This window comes from Mycobacterium sp. NPDC050041 (genome assembly GCF_049541695.1).
Lineage (GTDB): Bacteria > Actinomycetota > Actinomycetes > Mycobacteriales > Mycobacteriaceae > Mycobacterium.
Genome location: NZ_JBMVDG010000001.1, coordinates 22934 through 40098, shown reverse-complemented (window position 1 = coordinate 40098; position 17165 = coordinate 22934). Strand labels below are relative to the sequence as shown.

19 protein-coding genes are annotated in these 17165 nt (G+C 70.3%); 9 read left to right on the top strand and 10 right to left on the bottom strand.

Features of this window, described 5'->3' with window-relative positions:
- Positions 1–4 precede the first annotated feature (4 nt).
- Positions 5–697: a demethylmenaquinone methyltransferase gene (locus ACPCHZ_RS00230; RefSeq protein WP_364973189.1), complete on the top strand. Its 693-nt coding sequence runs from the start codon at positions 5–7 to the stop codon at positions 695–697.
- A gap of 9 nt (positions 698–706) precedes the next feature.
- Here ACPCHZ_RS00230 and ACPCHZ_RS00225 read toward each other — a convergent pair whose 3' ends face one another.
- A complete protein-coding gene (locus ACPCHZ_RS00225; RefSeq protein ID WP_423482908.1) occupies positions 707–934 on the bottom strand; it encodes a hypothetical protein in 228 nt (75 codons plus the stop codon).
- Positions 935–1049: 115 nt separating this feature from the next.
- On the opposite strand from ACPCHZ_RS00225, the gene ACPCHZ_RS00220 reads away from it, so the two are divergent.
- Positions 1050–1346 carry a hypothetical protein gene (locus tag ACPCHZ_RS00220; protein WP_423482907.1) on the top strand — a complete coding sequence of 99 codons (297 nt, stop codon included), beginning with the start codon at positions 1050–1052 and terminating at the stop codon, positions 1344–1346.
- Between the two features lie 3 nt (positions 1347–1349).
- Here the strand turns inward: ACPCHZ_RS00220 and ACPCHZ_RS00215 are convergent, their stop codons facing one another.
- A complete protein-coding gene (locus tag ACPCHZ_RS00215) occupies positions 1350–1508 on the bottom strand; it encodes a hypothetical protein (protein WP_364973180.1) in 159 nt (52 codons plus the stop codon).
- A gap of 86 nt (positions 1509–1594) precedes the next feature.
- On the bottom strand, positions 1595–2815 hold the full coding sequence (menJ, locus tag ACPCHZ_RS00210) for a menaquinone reductase (protein ID WP_423482906.1): 1221 nt from the start codon (positions 2813–2815) through the stop codon (positions 1595–1597).
- Positions 2816–2836: 21 nt separating this feature from the next.
- On the opposite strand from menJ, the gene grcC1 reads away from it, so the two are divergent.
- From grcC1 to ACPCHZ_RS00195, 3 genes are all read left to right on the top strand, one after another.
- Positions 2837–3844 (top strand): nonaprenyl/(2E,6E)-farnesyl/geranylgeranyl diphosphat synthase, encoded by a 1008-nt coding sequence (grcC1, locus tag ACPCHZ_RS00205; protein ID WP_423482905.1) that lies wholly within the window; start codon positions 2837–2839, stop codon positions 3842–3844.
- Positions 3845–3924: 80 nt separating this feature from the next.
- On the top strand, positions 3925–4803 hold the full coding sequence (gene htpX, locus ACPCHZ_RS00200; protein ID WP_423482904.1) for a zinc metalloprotease HtpX: 879 nt from the start codon (positions 3925–3927) through the stop codon (positions 4801–4803).
- 58 nt (positions 4804–4861) lie between these two features.
- Positions 4862–5383 (top strand): hypothetical protein, encoded by a 522-nt coding sequence (locus tag ACPCHZ_RS00195; RefSeq protein WP_423483759.1) that lies wholly within the window; start codon positions 4862–4864, stop codon positions 5381–5383.
- A 2-nt stretch (positions 5384–5385) separates the two neighbouring features.
- Here ACPCHZ_RS00195 and ACPCHZ_RS00190 read toward each other — a convergent pair whose 3' ends face one another.
- A complete protein-coding gene (locus tag ACPCHZ_RS00190; RefSeq protein WP_423482903.1) occupies positions 5386–6411 on the bottom strand; it encodes an NAD(P)H-dependent glycerol-3-phosphate dehydrogenase in 1026 nt (341 codons plus the stop codon).
- Between the two features lie 294 nt (positions 6412–6705).
- On the opposite strand from ACPCHZ_RS00190, the gene ACPCHZ_RS00185 reads away from it, so the two are divergent.
- From ACPCHZ_RS00185 to ACPCHZ_RS00170, 4 genes are read left to right on the top strand one after another with little or no spacing between them, the layout of a single operon-like run.
- Complete coding sequence (locus tag ACPCHZ_RS00185; protein ID WP_423483758.1) at positions 6706–7806, top strand: glycosyltransferase; 1101 nt, start codon at positions 6706–6708, stop codon at positions 7804–7806.
- Entirely contained in the window at positions 7803–8819 is a 1017-nt protein-coding gene (locus tag ACPCHZ_RS00180; RefSeq protein ID WP_423482902.1) for a glycosyltransferase, read from the top strand. The genes ACPCHZ_RS00185 and ACPCHZ_RS00180 overlap by 4 nt, the downstream gene beginning before the upstream one ends.
- Complete coding sequence (locus ACPCHZ_RS00175) at positions 8816–10312, top strand: glycoside hydrolase family 130 protein (protein ID WP_423482901.1); 1497 nt, start codon at positions 8816–8818, stop codon at positions 10310–10312. The genes ACPCHZ_RS00180 and ACPCHZ_RS00175 overlap by 4 nt, the downstream gene beginning before the upstream one ends.
- 8 nt (positions 10313–10320) lie before the next feature.
- Positions 10321–11370, top strand: coding sequence for a hypothetical protein (locus tag ACPCHZ_RS00170; RefSeq protein ID WP_423482900.1), 1050 nt, complete (start codon positions 10321–10323; stop codon positions 11368–11370).
- On the opposite strand, the gene ACPCHZ_RS00165 is transcribed toward ACPCHZ_RS00170, so the two are convergent.
- Genes ACPCHZ_RS00165 through ACPCHZ_RS00140 form a run of 6 tightly spaced genes read right to left on the bottom strand, consistent with a single transcriptional unit; the run spans position 11363 to position 17147 of the window.
- Positions 11363–12388: a threonine aldolase family protein gene (locus ACPCHZ_RS00165; RefSeq protein ID WP_423482899.1), complete on the bottom strand. Its 1026-nt coding sequence runs from the start codon at positions 12386–12388 to the stop codon at positions 11363–11365. The two genes, ACPCHZ_RS00170 and ACPCHZ_RS00165, sit on opposite strands and share 8 nt — an antisense overlap.
- A 35-nt stretch (positions 12389–12423) precedes the next feature.
- Positions 12424–13635 carry a M20 family metallopeptidase gene (locus ACPCHZ_RS00160; RefSeq protein WP_423482898.1) on the bottom strand — a complete coding sequence of 404 codons (1212 nt, stop codon included), beginning with the start codon at positions 13633–13635 and terminating at the stop codon, positions 12424–12426.
- A complete protein-coding gene (locus ACPCHZ_RS00155; RefSeq protein WP_423482897.1) occupies positions 13632–14591 on the bottom strand; it encodes an asparaginase in 960 nt (319 codons plus the stop codon). The genes ACPCHZ_RS00160 and ACPCHZ_RS00155 overlap by 4 nt, the downstream gene beginning before the upstream one ends.
- Positions 14588–15550, bottom strand: coding sequence for an ABC transporter substrate-binding protein (locus tag ACPCHZ_RS00150; protein WP_423482896.1), 963 nt, complete (start codon positions 15548–15550; stop codon positions 14588–14590). Before ACPCHZ_RS00150 ends, ACPCHZ_RS00155 begins: the two co-directional genes overlap by 4 nt.
- The gene (locus ACPCHZ_RS00145; protein ID WP_423482895.1) at positions 15547–16329 is read right to left on the bottom strand and encodes an ABC transporter ATP-binding protein; all 783 of its coding nucleotides are present in this window, start codon (positions 16327–16329) and stop codon (positions 15547–15549) included. Before ACPCHZ_RS00145 ends, ACPCHZ_RS00150 begins: the two co-directional genes overlap by 4 nt.
- Positions 16326–17147 (bottom strand): ABC transporter permease, encoded by an 822-nt coding sequence (locus ACPCHZ_RS00140; RefSeq protein WP_423482894.1) that lies wholly within the window; start codon positions 17145–17147, stop codon positions 16326–16328. The genes ACPCHZ_RS00145 and ACPCHZ_RS00140 overlap by 4 nt, the downstream gene beginning before the upstream one ends.
- Between the last annotated feature and the right edge of the window lie 18 nt (positions 17148–17165).

Sequence of the window (17165 nt, the reverse complement as noted above, 5' to 3'; positions counted from 1 at the left end):
CATCGTGAGCCGGGCGTCGTTGGAGAAGAATCCGCACGAGGTGGCGTCGATGTTCGACGGCGTCGCCCGCCGCTACGACCTGACCAACACCGTGCTCTCGCTGGGGCAGGACCGGTTCTGGAGAAGGGCGACCCGCGCGGCGCTGCAGATCGGTGCCGGCGACAAGGTGCTCGACCTCGCCGCGGGCACGGCCGTCTCGACCGTCGAGCTGGCGGCGTCCGGCGCGTGGTGTGTGGCGGCGGACTTCTCGGTGGGCATGCTGGCCGCGGGCGCGCGCCGCGACGTCCCCAAGGTGGCCGGTGACGCCACCCGGCTGCCGTTCGACGACGGCGTGTTCGACGCGGTCACCATCAGCTTCGGGCTGCGCAACGTCGTCGACCATGCGGCGGGGCTCCGCGAGATGGCGCGGGTGACGCGGCCCGGTGGGCGACTGGTGGTGTGCGAGTTCTCCACTCCGACGTTCGGGCCGTTCTCGACGCTGTACAAGGAGTACCTGATGCAGGCGCTGCCGAGGATGGCTCGCGCGGTGTCGTCGAACCCGGACGCCTACGTCTACCTGGCCGAGTCGATCCGGGCCTGGCCGGAGCAGCCGGATCTGGCCCGGCGGATCGAGGACAACGGGTGGTCGCAGGTGCGGTGGCGCAACCTCAGCGGCGGCATCGTCGCCCTGCACGCCGCCGTGAAACCTGGTACTTAGCCCGGCTTCTCAACCGAGCGGGCCGCCGGTGCCCTGCGGCAGGATCGGCGCGTCGGGGTGGCCCTGGCGCGGCGGAGTGGTGTCGCGCTCGCTGATCGGTTCACACTTGCCGACGTAGGTGACATCGCCGCACGGACCCATCGGTTTCGCGGTGACCGGGGCGCTGAGGCCGAGCGCCATCACGGCTGATGCTGCGGCCACCCAGAGCAGCCGGGCCGGCCTGTGCGATGCGATCATTCGCGGATCTCCTCGCTGTCACAGTGAACAACCCGCGTGGACTCCAGAGTAGTCCCGTCGCGGGCCCGGCGGGATAGCATTCACGCGTCCACCCGGGCGACGAGGAGATCGGCGAATGCAGACGTTCTGGCGGTACGTCAAGATCCAGCTCGTGGTGTTCGTTTTCGGCATCGTCGGACCGATCTTCTTGATTCTCTTCTTCACCACACGGCCCGATCCGACGATGAAGTGGGCCTACTGGGCCGGCCTGATCATCGTGTTCGTCGAGGTGCTGATCGCCCTGGGGTTGACCAAGCAGAGCCTGACCGAGCAGAAGGCGAAGTTGTCGACCGCAGAACTCATCGAGCAGGCCAGCGCGCGACGGAGGAAGAATCCGCGCGCTGTCGACGAGGAGCTCAGCCCGTCGGAGTGACCGTCACTCGCAGAAGAAGCAGCGGGCGGTCACGGCGGGCAGCGCCGTGTGGCAGACGGGGCAGACCTCGACGCGCCGTTCCTCGGGCGTACGGGTCCTCCTCGGCGGCGCATCGTCGATCGATGACGGAGGCTTCGGCAGCTCGTGGTCGACAACGGCCACGCGGTCGACCGTAACCGGCCGAGCTGAATGGCAGACGACGGCCGGGCGACGAAAAGGTAGCCGTCGCAAACATTTTCGGCGGTTATTCAGCTGAACGGCTTGCGCGCGTCCAGCTTTCGCGAGGCCAGCCCGCCGGCCCGCCACATCCGCGCGATCCGGTCCTCGTCATCGTCGGTCACCAGATTGCCCATCACCCGTACCGCGATCCGCATCAGCGTCGTCGACCGCATCGCCACCGGGCCGGTCAGCGGCAGGAAGCGCGGCAGAGTCAGCAGCAGCGCCAGCCGCCGCGCCACCGAGAACCCGCGCGCGTAGTGCTCCTGAAGCACCGCGGGCCACACCGTCGACAGGTCCGCCGCGCCGAGCAGTTCGGCGGCCAGTCGGCCGGTCTCCAGGCCGTAGTCGATGCCCTCGCCGTTGAGCGGGTTGACGCAGGCGGCGGCGTCGCCGATCAGCATCCAGTTGGGTCCCGCGACTCCCGAGACGGCCCCGCCCATCGGCAGCAGCGCCGACAGCGGCGCGCGCGGTTCGCCGTCGAAGCCCCACTCCTCGCGGCGAAGCGAGGTGTAGTACGACATCAGCGGCCGCAACGCTGCGTCCGAGGGCCGCTTTGCGGTGGCCAGCGCGCCGACGCCGATGTTCACCTCGCCGTTGCCGAGCGGGAAGATCCACCCGTAGCCCGGCAGCACCTTGCCCTCCGGTGACCGCAGTTCCAGGTGCGAGGTGATCCATGGCTCGTGGCTGCGCGGGCTTGCGAGATAGCCCCGCACTGCGACGCCGTAGACCGTCTCCTGATGCCACTTTCGGCCCAGCACGCGGCCGAGGGTGGAGCGGGCGCCGTCGGCGACGATGAGCGTGCCCACGCCGACCTCGTCGCCGTTGTCGAGCACCACCGCCTCGACGGCACCCGACGAGTCATGCCGCACCGCAACCGCTTTGACGCCGAGCAGCATCTTCGCACCATCGTCTGCGGCGACCGACCTGATGCGGTCGTCGAGCTCGGTGCGCGCCACGGCGCTGCCGGTGGGCGGGAACGACGGTCCCGGCCATGGCACCTCGACGTCGGCGCCGAAGCCGGCCATCCGCAGCCCGCGGTGCCGGATCCGGCCGTCCAGCCACGGCCCGAGCCCCAGCCGCTCCAGCTCGGCGACCGCCCGCGGGGTGAGGCCGTCGCCGCAGGCCTTGTCGCGGGGGAACTGCGCGGAATCGATCACCAGCACGTCGCGACCGTCGCGGGCGGCCCACGCCGCAGCCGCGGACCCCGCGGGTCCGGCGCCCACCACAACCACGTCTGCCCTGGTTCTCATCGTCCCCAGTATGTTGGAGAGGTGAGGACACCGGCGACCGTGGTGGCAGGCGTGGATTTCGGCGACGCGACGTTCGCGTCCGACGTCCGCGACGGCGTGGCCCGCATCGAGGAGCTGATGTCCTCTGAGCTGGGCAGAGCCGACGAGTTGATGGCCGAGGCCGTGCAGCATCTCTTCCAGGCCGGGGGCAAGCGGTTCCGCCCGCTGTTCACGGTGCTCTCCGCGCAGCTGGGGCCCGAACCCGACGGCTGGCAGGTCTCGGTGGCCGGCGCCGTCATCGAGCTGGTGCACCTGGCGACGCTGTACCACGACGACGTGATGGACGAGGCGCAGATGCGCCGCGGTGCCCCGTCGGCCAACGCCCGGTGGGGCAACAACATCGCGATCCTGGCGGGCGACTACCTGTTCGCGACGGCGTCGCGGCTGGTCTCGCGGCTCGGCCCGGACGCCGTCCGGGTGATCGCGGACACCTTCGCCCAGCTGGTCACGGGTCAGATGCGGGAGACGCGCGGCGCCGCCGAGGGCGTCGACGAGATCGAGCACTACCTCAAGGTGGTCTACGAGAAGACGGCCTGCCTGATCGCCGCGTCCGGTCGCTTCGGTGCGACGTTCTCCGGCGCCGACGAGGAGCAGATCGAGCGGCTCAGCCGCCTCGGCGGCATCGTGGGCACGGCGTTCCAGATCTCCGACGACATCATCGACATCGACAGCGACCCCGACGAGTCGGGCAAGGTGCCGGGCACCGACCTGCGTGAAGGCGTGCACACCCTGCCGGTGCTCTACGCCCTGCGGGAAACCGGCGCCGACGCCGACCGGCTGCGGGAACTGCTCGCCGCCCCGATCGACAACGACGACGACCTGGCCGAGGCGCTGCGGCTGCTGCGGCGCTCACCAGGGATGACGGCGGCGAAGGAGACCGTGGCGCGCTACGCCGCGCAGGCGCGCGACGAGCTCGATCAGCTGCCCGACGGGCCCGGACGGTATGCGATGGCGTCGCTGGTCGACTACACCGTGAACCGGCACGGCTGAGTTCACGGAACCCGGACGGCGGTCCGGAGCGTTCAACCGGCGAAGACCTCTTCAGATCCACGACAGGAGGAAGCCCCGCGATGAGTTGGCACCCGCACGCCAACAGGTTCAAGACGTTCCTGTTGCTGGTGTCCATGTCCGCGCTGATCGTGTTCGTCGGCGCGCTGTTCGGCCGGTCGATCATGTTCCTGGCAGTGCTGTTCGCCGTCGGTATGAACATCTACGTCTACTTCAACAGCGACAAGCTGGCGCTGCGGGCGATGCACGCCCAGCCGGTCAACGAGATGCAGGCGCCGGCGATGTACCGCATCGTGCGCGAGCTCGCGACCGCCGCCCGGCAGCCGATGCCGCGGCTCTACATCTCCGACACCGCCAACCCGAACGCGTTCGCGACGGGGCGCAACCCGCGCAATGCCGCGGTGTGCTGCACCACCGGGATCCTGCAGATCCTCAACGAGCGTGAGCTGCGCGCGGTGCTCGGCCACGAACTGTCGCACGTCTACAACCGCGACATTCTGATCTCGTGTGTGGCGGGGGCGATGGCGTCGGTGATCACCGCGCTGGCCAACATCGCGATGTTCGCGTCGATGTTCGGCGGTAACCGTGAGGGCGGAGCAAATCCCTTTGCCCTGCTGCTGGTTTCGCTGCTGGGGCCGATCGCGGCGACGGTGGTTCGGCTCGCGGTGTCCCGGTCACGGGAGTATCAGGCCGACCAGTCCGGCGCCGAGCTGACCGGTGACCCGCTGGCGCTGGCGTCGGCGCTGCGCAAGATCGCCGGCGGCGTGGAGGCGGCCCCGCTGCCGCCCCAGCCGCAACTGGCCGACCAGGCCCACCTGATGATCGCCAGCCCGTTCCGGGCCGGGGAGAAGATGGGCAAGCTGTTCTCGACGCACCCGCCGATCGAGGAGCGGATCCGCCGCCTCGAGGACATGGCAGGCCGCGGCCCCGGCCGGTACTGACGGCCATCGGTGCCCGCGGTCGGCGCAACCGCGTTAGGGTGAGCGCGTGCTGACCAGAATGCTGATCGGCGCGGCCAGTGCCGTGGGGGCGGTCGTCGTCGGAATGCCGGGGGTCGCGGCAGCCCAACCACCTGCGCCGCCGCCGCCACCGCCGCTGCCGAACGTCAACGCCTGGGCACCGGCCAAGCTGCCGGACTACGCCGTGACGGACGGCTCCTGGTACGCCTTCGCCACGCCTGAGGGCATCACCTGTGTGTTGCAGCGCAACGGTGGCTACGGCTGCAGTGGTGCACTGCCGGGTGCGCCCGGCGGCGCCAACCTGGTCAGCGGCGGGCCCGGGGCGCCGGGATTCTCCAGCACCTCGGCGCCGCTGTACGCGGGGACGGAAGCTCCCAAGCCGCTGCCACCGAACAGCCGGCTCAGCTTCCAGACGGTCAGCTGCGGCACCGACGGCACCATCACGTCGTGCGTCGACACCCGCACCCAGAACGGCTTCGTCATCAGCCCCACGGCCAGCTGGGTCGTCAGCAGCAACCCGCTGATCGACCGACCCGAGGGCACCAGCCCCTACTTCAACTGAGGTCAGAACCCCTGGCCGTGCACCTCGTGGCCGGGCTTCTCGGCGGCCAGTCCGCGATAGGCCTGCTCGACGGACGAGCCGTGGTTGATCACGCCGTCCACCTCACGGGCGATCGGCATGTTGAGGCCGTACTCGTCGGCGAACTCCATGATCACCTTCGAGGCCTTCACGCCCTCGGCGACCTGGTTCATCGACGCGATGATCTCGTCGATCGACTTGCCTGAGCCGAGTTGCTCGCCGACGTGCCGGTTGCGGCTGCGCTGGCTGGTGCAGGTGACGATGAGGTCACCCATGCCTGCCAGCCCCGCGAAGGTGTCGCGGTGCCCGCCGAGGGCCTCGCCCATCTTCGACATCTCGCGCACCGCGCGGGCGATCACCATCGCGCGGGTGTTCTCGCCGATGCCCAGCGAATAGCCCATGCCCACGGCGATCGCGTAGACGTTCTTCAGCGCGCCCGCCATCTCCACTCCCACCACGTCGTCGGTGGTGTAGGTGCGAAAACGTTTGGTACGGAACAATTCCGCGAGACGTGCCGCCAGGTGCTGGTCGGGCATGGCGAGCACCGCGGCGGCCGCGTAACCGTCGGCGACCTCACGGGCGATGTTCGGCCCGGCCAGGATTCCGGCCGGGTGGCCGGGCAGGACCTCGCCGACGATCTGGCTCATCCGCATGTTGGTGCCCTGCTCGAGGCCCTTGACCAGCGACACCACCGGAACCCACGGCCGTAGCTCGCCTGCCAGTTCCTCCAGCACGCCGCGGAATCCGTGCGACGGCACCCCCATCACGACGACGTCGGCCTGATTGGCGGCCTCGGCGAAATCGGTGGTGGCGCGCAGCGTCTCGGTCAGGGCGACGTCGTCGCCGAGATACTTGGTGTTGCGGTGATTCTCGTTGATGTCCTTGGCCGTCGACTCCGACCGCACCCACTGCAGTGTCGGTCCGCGCCTGGCGCAGATGGACGCGACGGTGGTGCCCCATGAGCCTCCGCCGAGGACGACGACATTGGGTTCGCGCTGAGCCGGTGCCATCCGATCAGGGTAGGGCCGGGCAACCGAATGGGAGGGCGATTCGGGGCTGAAAGCACCGCCGCCGGGACCGCCGCCTGCACCGCAGCGGCGGCTTTGGGTGTACGGTCGAACGAGTTGGGCAACCAGCCAGTCCGGGAAGGGTCGGCCGTCTCACCGCCGATCGCCCGAGCAATCGCTCACGCCGGACACACCGGTGGCAACCGCAAAGCCGGGATCACCTTGACCGTTTCGTCCTTTCTCCGACCATCGACTTTCGACAATGCAGCGCAGTCGTTCCCGCGCCCCAGCGTCGGAATTCTCAGTACATACCCGCCGACCAGATGTGGCTTGGCCACCTTCAGCGCGGCCCTTGCCGACGGCTTGACGTCACACGGCTCCGACATCAACGTCGTGCGGATCGCCGGCGACTCGCCCACCTCGGCCGCTTGCGTCATCGGCGAGGTCGTCAACGGCTCGGCGTCCTCGGTGCGCGCCGGGGCCGGACTGCTGAACCAGAGTGACGTGGCTGTCATCCAGCACGAGTACGGCCTCTACGGCGGCGCCGACGGCGACGAAGTCGTCGACATCGTCGGCGAACTGCGGATCCCGTCGATCGTGGTGGCGCACACGGTGCTCAAAAAGCCTACGCCGCACCAACGTTGGGTTCTTGAGCGGCTCGCGACGCTGTCCGATCGAGTGGTCGTGATGTCAGATGCCGCCAAGGTCCGGTTGTGTCAGGGCTTCGACGTGGACAGTCGTAAGGTCACCACGATTCCGCACGGCGCCCGGATCCCCACGCAGGTGCCGACCAAGCGTTCCGGTAGACCCACGTTGCTGACCTGGGGCCTGATCGGGCCCGGCAAGGGCATCGAGCGGGTGATCGAGGCCATGCGGTCGCTGCACGGCCTCACGGGCCAACCGCGGTACCTGGTCGCCGGCGGAACCCACCCCAAGGTGCTGGCCAACGACGGCGAGGCGTATCGCGACGCTCGCCGTGAGCAGGCCAGGCGCCACGGTCTGGCGGGTTCGGTGTCGTTCGACGACGACTACCGGACCGCGGCGTCGCTGACCTCTCTGGTGCAGTCGTCCGCGGCGGTGGTGCTTCCCTACGACTCCACTGACCAGGTGACCTCCGGGGTCCTGGTCGACGCCATCGCACACGGCCGTCCGGTCGTGGCCACCGCCTTCCCGCACGCCGTCGAACTCCTGGGCACCGGGGCCGGAATCATCGTCGACCATGGCGACCCGGACGCGATGACGTCAGCACTGCGGCGGGTGCTGACCGAACCGAGGCTGGCGGGATCCATGGCCGCCGAGGCGCGCAGGCTGGCGCCGACGATGTCGTGGTCCATCGTCGCGGATGCGTATCTCGTTCTGGCGCAACGCGTACTCCACGAACGGATGGCAGCTGCATGAACACACCCGTCCCGCTCTTCGACCATCTGCGACGGATGACGGACAGTCGCGGCACCTTCGAGCACGCCTGCCTCGACGCGCCCCGGCGCGAACACGGCTACTGCACCGATGACATGGCGCGGGTCATCGTCGTGGTCGTCCGGCAACCCGAGGTGGACCGCACGCTGAACGGTCTTGCCGGGCTCGCGCTGCGCTTCCTCGGCGACGCGCAGACCCTGACCGGGCCCTGCCGCAACCGGATGGACAGCAGCGGCCATTGGACCGACGAGCCGGGCCTCGACGACCCGTGGGGCCGCTGCGTCTGGGCCACGGGAACGGCGGCGGCACACAGTCCGGTCGCATGGGCGAAGCAGACCGCCCTCATGCAGTTCGAGCGTGCCGTTCAGGCGCGGTCGACTTCACCTCGGGCGATGGCGTTCGCAGCCCTGGGGGCGGCCGAACTGCTCAGCGCCCAACCCGATCACGCGGGGGCACGCAGACTGCTCAACGACTACCGCGACTCCCTTCCTGCCCCGACCGGCGACCCCGCTTGGCCGTGGCCGGAGGCGCGGCTGGCCTACGCCAACGCCGTTCTCGCCGAGGCGATGATCGCGACCGGCGCCGCGCTCGACGACTCCGAGCTTCGCCGGCGCGGACTCGATCTGCTGGCCTGGTTGGTCGACTACGAAACCGTGGACGGTCATTTCTCACCCACGCCGGTGGGTGGCCGGGACAACAGCGATGCGCGGCCCGGCTTCGACCAGCAGCCCATCGAGGTGGCCACACTCGCCGACGCGTGCGCACGCGCCGCTGCCGTCGATCCCGACCCGGCATGGCCCGACGGCGTGCGCCGGGCGGCGGCCTGGTTCGAGGGCGACAACGATTCGGCGCAGGTGATGTGGGACCCCGAGACCGGTGGCGGATATGACGGCCTGCACGCCGACGGGGTGAACCTCAACAGAGGCGCCGAGTCGACACTGGCGGTGCTCTCGACGTTCCAACACGCTCGCCGGCTCGCGACCGTGCCCCGATGACCTCGGTGGCGAGTCCGCTCGCCACTCGGAGTCCGGTGCGACTCACGCCGGACAGGTCGCGGGTGATCACCCAGTTGTTCGTGCCGGGCCAGGAGGGATTCGAACACCAGGAATCCCGGGCGGGAGTGGTGCTGCGCCGCATCCTCGCGCTGGACGAGGACACCGTCCGGTCGACTCTCGACGATGTGCTGGGCCGCTTCCAGGGGCGGCACCGCGACGTGCTCGGGACGTTCCGCAGGCACGCCCGGGAACTCGCTGACCGCCTCGATCGCGACGTGGAACTCACCCCGGAGCGGACGCTGCTCGTCGGCGCGGCGTTCACCAGTGAGTACGCCATCGAAGGGGCGGCGCTGTGCAATCCCAGCATGGTCGCGCACCCCGACCAGACCGATGTGCCCGCAGGCAGCCTGCGGTTCGTGATGAGTGTCCGCGGCATCGGTGAGGGGCACCGTTCCTCGATCGGGTTCCGCACCGGGACCGTCGACGCCGCGGGCGGGGTTCTGCTCGACGCCCCGCCCGCCTATGCCTCCGTCGGCTCGACCGACGCCACCCTGCTCGAGGCCGCCGTGTTCCGCAGCGAGTTGACCCGGCTCGACGCGGCCGGTGAGGCCGCCGACTACGTCCTCGATCCGCTCGGCGACAGCTTCACCCGTGCCGATCTGAGCGAGCGTCTGGATCGGCTGAACACGCACCGGAGCACCCGCGGGCGCGCACACAAGACGATCACGGCGATCCGGGCGGTCGGCGAACGCACCTACGGCATCCGGTTCCCCGACGAGGTGCCTCTCAGTGAGCGGGTGCTCGTCCCGGCGATGGGCGCCGAGGCGGCCGGTATGGAGGACGCGCGGTTCCTGCGCTTCGTCGACGACGACGGCGCCGTCACCTACTACGCCTCCTACACGGCATACAGCGGTTCGTTGATCAGCCAACAGTTGCTCGCGACAACGGATTTCCGCACCTTCACCTCCACGCCGATGGTCGGTGCCGCCGCGGCCAACAAGGGCCTTGGCCTGTTTCCCCGCCGGATCGCGGGCCGCTACGCGGCGATGTCGCGCTCGGACCGGGAGACCAACTCCGTCGGCTTCTCCCACCATCGGTGCGTGTGGACCGACGCGTCCCCGTGCCAGCAGCCCGAAGAGCCCTGGGAAGTACTGCAACTCGGCAATTGCGGCCCGCCGATCGAGACGTCCGAGGGGTGGCTGGTGCTCACCCATGGCGTCGGTCCGATGCGCACGTACCGTATCGGGGCGCTGCTCCTCGATCTGGACGATCCGACCCGGATCGTCGGCCGACTCCGCCGACCGTTGCTGAGCCCGGGCGCTGACGAGCAGGACGGCTACGTGCCGAACGTCGTGTACTCGTGTGGCGCGCTCCTGCACGTCGAGACGCTGGTCATCCCGTACGGGATCGGCGATTCGGCCATCGGCTTCGCCGCCGTGTCCCTTCCCGCGCTCCTCGACGCCTTGCGAGAGTCGGCGCCGCCGCCCGGATAATCGACGGCGTGATGGTGCGAACTCTGCTCGTGGGCCTGGCGTCGACGGCGCTGCTGGCGGGGTGCCAGGAAGCGCCACAGCCTGAGCAGGAGACCACTGGGCCGATCCTGGCGTTCCGGGCGGCCAACGAGATCGGGCTGGCGCAGGGGGGCACGCTCGTCGCGACCGAACCCGGCGAGTTCGCCGCCACCGGCGAGCCGATCCTCACCGAGGACGGCCGGTTCGTGTTCGCCCGCAGCGAGGGCCGGCTGGCCGTGCTCGACACCGAGAGCAGGTATCCGCGGACCATCGAGGTGCCGGTCGGTCCGTGGCTGGGCACCGGTGGCGGCAGCACCGTCGTGTGGGTCGAGGAGCCGGACCGGCTGATGCAACTCGACCTCGCTGTGGCGGACCCGGCCCCGACACTGCGCCGGACACTCGACCTTCCGGCGACGCCCGTCCCGTCCGGTCCGCCGCTGCTGATCGCGTCGCGCGGGGACACCGCGGTGGTGGCGCGGGCCGAGGCGCAGCCGCTGCCGTCAAACGGTCCGCACATCCTGTATTCGGTCCGTGCCGACGAGCCGCCGAAGCCACTGGGGAACACGAACGCGAACACCCCGGTCGAGCGGGCGGTGATCAGTCCGGACGGCGACAGCCTCGCCTACGCGGTGTTCCGCGAGTCCGGCGCCGACTGCGGGTCGGCGTCGCTGACCATCGTGTCGCTGGATGGTGCGGCGCCGCGCACCGTCAATGTGGGTTCACGCGACCCCAAGGTGGGCGACCGGGTGCTGTACCTGTGGTGGACGGGCGTCACGCCGGAACTCAGCTTCGACGAGTGGAATTGCGCCGACCCATGGATCCGGAAGGCACCGACGGTGTCGGAGGTGCGCGGGCTGAGCCTCTACCCGACGCTCCAGGGCGCCGCGCTGCAGACCATCGACGTGGGGCCGGGCATGACCGCGAGGCTGGAGCCGTCGGCGTTCGAGGCCCGGGAGCCGGTCGGCCTGCTCATCCTCGACGACAAGGGCGAGAAGACACCGGTGCACACCGACGTGAGCGCCGTCGCACCGGTCAGCTGAGCAGTTCGAGCAGTGTCTGCGCGGCGCTTCGGCACTGCTCGGCATCGACGTCCAGGTGGGTGACGGCGCGCACCGTACGCGGCCCGAACGCGTTGAGCAGCACACCGCGATCGCGGGCCCGGCTGACGAATGCGGCGGCGTCGAGCGCCATCTCGGCGGGCAGACGGAACACGACGATGTTGGTCTGCACCGTCGCGAGGTCGATCGGGATGACGCCGGCCAGGGTCTCGGCGATGATGCGGGCGTTCGCGTGGTCGTCGGCGAGTCGGTCGAGATGATGGTCGAGGCCGTGCAGCGCGGCGGCGGCGAAGATGCCGTTCTGCCGCATCGCGCCGCCCATCCGCCTGCGGTGGCGGTCGGCCCGGGCGATGAGGTCGGCGCTGCCCGCGAGCAGTGACCCGCCGGGTGCGCCGAGGCCTTTCGAGAACGCGACGGACACCAGGTCGAAGGGCGCCGCCAGCTCATCGGGCGTGCTGCGGGTGGCGACGGCGGCGTTCCACAGCCGGGCGCCGTCGAGGAAGGTGGCCAGGCCTCGTTCGCGGGCCAGGGCGCACAGTTCGACCACGACAGGCTGCGGGAACACCACGCCGCCTGCGCGGTTGTGGGTGTTCTCGATCTGCAGCAGCGTGGTGATCGGAAAAACCGGAAGGCCAGAGGGCTTGATCGCGGCCAGCATCTCGTCGGCGATGAAGGTGCCGCGGCTGCCGATCTCGACGATCTGCACGCCCGCGTTGAGTGCGGCGCCGCCGGCCTCGTGCCACGCGGCGTGCGATTCGGCGGCGGCGATCACCTCGTCGCCGGGGCGCGTGAGCACCCGCAGCGCGACCTGGTTGGCCATCGTGCCGGTCGGCAGCCACAGCGCCGCCTCCTTGCCGAGCAGCTCGGCCAGCCTGGCCTGCAACCGGTTGGTGGTCGGGTCCTCGCCGTACTGGTCGTCGCCGACCTCGGCGTCGGCCATCGCGGCCCGCATCGCCGCGGTGGGCCGGGTGACGGTGTCGGAGCGCAGGTCGATGGGCACGACGACGACGGTAGCCAACGGCCCGCGATCGGAGGTCAGACGGACAGGTACGCCCGCACCGCGTGTTCGAGCACCCGGATCGCGGTCTGCATGGTGTCGATCGAGATGCTCTCGTCGTAGACGGCCCACCCGTCATCACCGGGGCCGAACGTGACCGCGGGAATCCCGGCGTGCCGGAAGCGGATGGTGTCGTTGAACGCCGGCTTGGTGTAGTGCCGCACCCCTTCGCAGGTCACCGAGAGGTACGCGCTGTCGATGGCGACGACGAGGGCGTCGTCGTCGGGCAGCGGGATCGTGCCCGCGACGAACGTCGGCCCGTCGACGAAGCTCACCTCGACGTCGATACCCGCCGGGGCCGACGCGGTGAGCCGCCGCTGGAACGCGGTCAGCAGATCCCCCGCCGCGACGCCGGGCCCGATGTTGACCGCGGCGACGCGGGCCGTCGCGGACAGCGGGGTGAACTGCGCCATGCCCGCCTCACCCGCGGTCAGGCCGACCACCGACACCGGCCACTCTTCGACGGGGTTGATGCGCAGATCGGCCAGCGCCTCGGCGAGGAACTGGGCGGGGTTCACACCGGTGTCGGGGCGCCAGATGTGGCTGGACCGGCCGCGGGCGGCGATGTCGAGGAGTGCATGGCCGGTCTGCGCCGTCGCCAGCGCGATGCCGCTGCGCTCGCCGTCGGTCCACGCGGTGGGCTCGACGGTGATCGAGGCATCGGGCCGCAGACCGTAGGTGTCCACCAGGTAGCTCGACCCTTCGACGCCGTTGCGTTCCTCGTCGACGGTGAGGGCGACGAGCAATGTTCCGCCCAGTGGCGGTTCGGCCACCACCCGCCGGGCGGCAGTCAGCAGCGCAGCGAGATTGGCGCGGGTGTCCGAGGTGCCCCGCGCGTAGATGCGGCCGTCGAGTTCTACTGCGTCGTAGGGATTGTCGGAGCAGATCGACCACCGGCTCGGCGGTCCGGACGGATAGGTGTCGAGGTGGTCGTTGAGCATCAGTGTCGGCCCGGGCCCGAAAACCTTGGTGGCGAGCACGTTCTGGCGCGTCGGATGGCGGCCGACCAGCGTCACGTCGAATCCCCACTCGTCGAGCAGCGCGGCCACCGGGTGGGCGATGCGGCTCTCCTCGGGCGGTCTCGCCGGGCCGTCGAGGCTGTTCTCGCACCACGGCTGACCGGCGGCCACGAGGGTGCGTACCAGTGCGACCAGTTCTGCCCGCTCGGTGGGAGCGGCGGTGACGGTCACAGCGCCTCGGCTTCGCTGTCGATGAGACCGCGCAGTCCGTCGGCATCGAGGCCCTGGGCGAGGCCGAGGGTGACGAGCAGCCGGGCCCGGTGCGGTGTCAGGCCGGGTGCCAGAACGGCGCCCGCCGCGGCGAGGGTCGCCACGCCGCCCGGATATCCATACCTCGGTGCCACCCGGGCATCGGGCGCACGGGTGGTGATGACGACGACGGTGCCGTCCTCGATGAGCCGTTGCGCCGCTGCGGCCTGCCGTGGCGGCAGGTTGCCCGCGCCGTTGGCCGCCACGACGACGGCGGGGTGCCGCGAACCGGCGAAGGTGAGCAGGGCGCCGTCGTCGTCGAGTGCGGCGACGACGATCGGCACGGGCCGGATCGCGACCGTGGGTGCGCCGTGCGCCGCGCCCCGGGGCAGGGTCCGGAACCAGGCGACCTCGCCGCCCCCGACGATGCCGAGCGCGCCGCGGCCGGGCGCGTCGAACGCGTCACGAGCCAGTCCGGACACCTTGAGGACTTCGCGGGCTGCCCATACCCGGCCGCCGAACACGACCACCGGGTCGATGTCTGCCCCCGAGGAGGCGACGGTCACCGCGTCGGTGAGATTCGCCGTCCCGTCGGTGTCGGGTCGGGCGCCGGTGATCATCGAACCGGTCACCACGACGGGCACCGGCCAGCTTTCCCGGTAGGCCAGCCACGCCGAGACCTCCTCGATGGAGTCGGTCCCGGTGGTCACCACGACGCCGCCGACCCCCTGTGCGACGAGCTCGGACAGCCGAGTGGCCAGCCGCTCGAGCACCGCGAAGTCGACCTCGGATCCACCGACCAGGGCGATGTCCTCAGCGCCGCCGAATCCGTCCACCCGTTCGGCGAGTGCGCCCGCATCGGCGAACGGGACTGCACCGTTTGCTGTTTCGCGCATCGAGATGGTGCCTCCCAGCCCGAGGAGGCGGATGTCGCTCACTTGGTGGACCCGTCGAGCGGGCCGGCGACGACGATGGTCGCGTAGTCGGGCACCTGGGCGTCCTGCGGGATGCGGCCGATGCTCTGGGCCCAGCGCGCACGGTCGGCGAGATCGGCCGGCAGCTCGGGACCGAGGCGGGTGTCGAACTGGAATTCCTGTGCGACACCGCCGATCAGCTCGTCGTCGAGACCGGTGGCCTTCGCCACGGCCGACAGCGCCTTGGGGTCCCGGTCGGTCAGCGGGGCGTCGGCCTGCCGGACGGCGCCGAGGAATGCGCTGAGGTCGTCCTGGCGCTGCGCGAGGGTGTCGGCGGTCGTCAGGTAGAGGCTGTGCTGGTTGTACTTCTCGCGCCCCTGGAGTTCTATGCCGTCGTCTCCGAGCGTGGAGACCGCCTTCGCGAGCGGCGGCTGGAACACCGCGACGGCGTCGACGTCGTGGTTGGTGATGGCGGTGACGACCTCCGACGGCCCGGTCTGTACGAGTTCGGCGTCGACACCCGCCTCGTCGAGGAACCTGGTGGCGAAGTAGTGGGCGCTGCTGCCGAGCGGGACGGCGATCTTCCGGCCCGACAGATCGGCGATCGAGTTGATGCCCGCCGATCGGCGTGCGACGAAACGTCCTCCGTCCCAACGTGCTCCGTCCGCGATCACCCGCACATCCGGGTTCTTCAGCGCGGCGGCCGACGTGGGCACGTCGCCGCCGGTGGCTACGTCTACAGCACCGCCGGAGAGGGCTTCGAGCGCCGCGGCGCCGGTGGGGAACGGGACCACCTCGACGTCGACGCCGGACTGCTCGAAGTAGCCGGCGTCCTGCGCGGCGGGCACCTGCGACCAGCACGGGTCCACCACCCATCCGACGGTCAGTGGCTGCGCGGAATCACCGCTGTCGCTGCTGCATCCAGTGACGGTGGCTGCGGCGATCGCGAGTGCGGCCAGTGCGGCGGTGATTCTTCGATTCATGACGGGTCTCCCGGAGATGCGGACAGCGTGGGGCGGAGCAGGTCGTGCAGGCGACGGCGCAGCGGTGCGTAGTCGGCGAATTCGGCGATGCGCCCCGCGGTTCGAGGCAGGGGCAGCGGATTGTCGAGCCGCTCGGCGATCGACCCGTCGGCGCCCATCACGACGATCGAGGACGCGATGCGGATCGCTTCGTCGACGTCGTGGGTGACGAAGACGATGGTGGTGCCGGTGCGCTGCCACAGGTCGATGACGAGGTCCTGCATCTGTTCTCTGGTGAGGGCGTCGAGTGCGCCGAACGGTTCGTCCATGAGCAGCACCTGTGGACTGTTGGCGAGCGCGCGGGCGATCCCGACCCGTTGGCGCATGCCGCCGGACAGTTCGTGCGGCGACCTGCGTGCGACGTCGGGAGCGAGACCGACCGCCTCCAGTAGCTCGGCAATGCGCTTGCGTCGTTGTCCACGTGGGACTTTGGCAGCACGCAGGGCGAACGAGATGTTGCCGCCGACGGAGGCCCACGGGAAGAGCACGTCGCGCTGGAAGACGACGCCACGTTCACGGCCCGGTCCGGTCACCAGGGCGCCGTTGAACGACACGTGGCCGCCGGTCGGTGTGACGAAGCCGGCGATGCAGTTGAGCAGAGTGGACTTGCCGCAGCCTGACGGTCCCAGCACCGCGAGGAACGTTCCGGCGTCGATCGTGAGGTCGAGGTGGTCGAGCACGCTCGAGGCGCCGGCGTAGCGGACTGTCAGGCCGTCGATGCCGATCCCGGCGGCCGTCATGATTGCTCCGTCGCCCATCGGACCAGCCCCCGGGTGCCGCGGTGGAAGAGCTGGTCGGCCAGTGCGCCGACGATGCCCAGGGCCAGCAGGCAGGCGAACAACCGGTCCGGCTGGCTGAACAGCCTGGCCTGGTCGAGCCGGAAGCCGAGGCCTTCGGTCACGCCGGCCTGCTCGGAGGCGACGATCAGGATCAGCGACATCGCGATGCCCTGTCGCAGGCCGGTGAGGATGAACGGCAACGCCGCGGGCAGCACCACCGAAGTGAAGACCTGTTGTCGAGGCGCACCCAGGCAGGCGGCCACCCGCAGGTAGTCCTGCCGGGTGGACGCGATGCCGGCGTGGGTGTTCACCCACACGGGGAAGAAGACGCCGAGGCTGGTGAGGAAGAGTTTGGACTCCTCACCGATCCCGAACCAGAGGATGGCCAGCGGCACCAGGGCGATCGCGGGGATGGGTCGTACCACCTGGATGGCCGGCTCCAGCAGGACGCGGGCGACGCGGCTGCGGCCGGTGAGCGTGCCGACGACGATCGCCAGGGCCGAGCCGACCAGGAAGCCGCTCAGTGCTCGGCGGAAGCTGGCGGCGGCATCGTCGACGAGGGTGCCCTGCCGGTACATGTCGGCGGCGGCGTCGACGACCTCGGCGGGCGATGGGAGAAGCGAGGGTGAGAACACCTCGAGCCGGACCGACAGCGCCCACAGTGCGACCACGCCGCCCAGGCTCAGCGTCGACAGCAGCACGTAGCCGTAGCGCCGTGAGGACGCCGTGGTGTCCGGCCGGGTCGGTGAGGTGTGCTGCCGGGACTTCAGGGTGGTCATGCGGTACCCCGACGCTGG

What these genes read in the sequence shown, in the direction of transcription:
- ACPCHZ_RS00195 (WP_423483759.1), top strand. Translation starts at nt 4,862, where the DNA reads ATGCTGATCGGCGCGGCCAGTGCCGTGGGGGCGGTCGTCGTCGGAATG.
- ACPCHZ_RS00150 (WP_423482896.1), bottom strand. Translation starts at nt 15,550, where the DNA reads ATGAATCGAAGAATCACCGCCGCACTGGCCGCACTCGCGATCGCCGCA.
- ACPCHZ_RS00190 (WP_423482903.1), bottom strand. Translation starts at nt 6,411, where the DNA reads ATGGCACCGGCTCAGCGCGAACCCAATGTCGTCGTCCTCGGCGGAGGC.
- ACPCHZ_RS00175 (WP_423482901.1), top strand. Translation starts at nt 8,816, where the DNA reads ATGACCTCGGTGGCGAGTCCGCTCGCCACTCGGAGTCCGGTGCGACTC.
- menJ (WP_423482906.1), bottom strand. Translation starts at nt 2,815, where the DNA reads ATGAGAACCAGGGCAGACGTGGTTGTGGTGGGCGCCGGACCCGCGGGG.
- ACPCHZ_RS00140 (WP_423482894.1), bottom strand. Translation starts at nt 17,147, where the DNA reads ATGACCACCCTGAAGTCCCGGCAGCACACCTCACCGACCCGGCCGGAC.
- ACPCHZ_RS00220 (WP_423482907.1), top strand. Translation starts at nt 1,050, where the DNA reads ATGCAGACGTTCTGGCGGTACGTCAAGATCCAGCTCGTGGTGTTCGTT.
- ACPCHZ_RS00180 (WP_423482902.1), top strand. Translation starts at nt 7,803, where the DNA reads ATGAACACACCCGTCCCGCTCTTCGACCATCTGCGACGGATGACGGAC.
- htpX (WP_423482904.1), top strand. Translation starts at nt 3,925, where the DNA reads ATGAGTTGGCACCCGCACGCCAACAGGTTCAAGACGTTCCTGTTGCTG.
- ACPCHZ_RS00145 (WP_423482895.1), bottom strand. Translation starts at nt 16,329, where the DNA reads ATGACGGCCGCCGGGATCGGCATCGACGGCCTGACAGTCCGCTACGCC.
- ACPCHZ_RS00225 (WP_423482908.1), bottom strand. Translation starts at nt 934, where the DNA reads ATGATCGCATCGCACAGGCCGGCCCGGCTGCTCTGGGTGGCCGCAGCA.